Source organism: Cognatundibacterium oligocarboniphilum (assembly GCF_013377855.1).
Classification (GTDB): domain Bacteria; phylum Pseudomonadota; class Gammaproteobacteria; order Burkholderiales; family Burkholderiaceae_D; genus Undibacterium; species Undibacterium oligocarboniphilum.
This window is the reverse complement of the sequence record NZ_JABXYJ010000032.1, coordinates 1-329: the sequence shown is the minus strand read 5'-3', so window position 1 is coordinate 329 and position 329 is coordinate 1. Positions and strand designations below refer to the sequence as shown.

The following is a 329-nucleotide window of genomic DNA, read 5'->3' as shown; positions in this document are numbered from 1 at the left end:
GGATGAGTAGCATGAGCAAAATCGATCACTACCTCCATGCAGGAACGCGTGACAATACCCGCGTGGCATACCAGTCCGCCGTCCGGCACTACGAAATTGAGTGGGGTGGTTTTTTGCCTGCCACCAGCGAGAACATTGCTCAGTACCTCGTTGACCACGCTGAAAAGCTGGCAATCAACACGTTGCGTCAACGTCTTGCTGCTCTGGCGCAATGGCATATCGATCAGGGATTCCCTGATCCGACCAAGGCGCCCCTCGTTAAAAAAGTCATCCGAGGCATACAAAGGGAACATCCTGCACAAGAAAAACAGGCCAAACCATTTCAGCTT

General features: G+C 52.3%; 1 pseudogene. It reads left to right on the top strand.

From position 1 onward, the window contains the following. Positions 1-11: 11 nt before the first annotated feature. Positions 12-329: pseudogene (locus tag HV832_RS17135) on the top strand (Tn3 family resolvase); the annotation flags it as partial.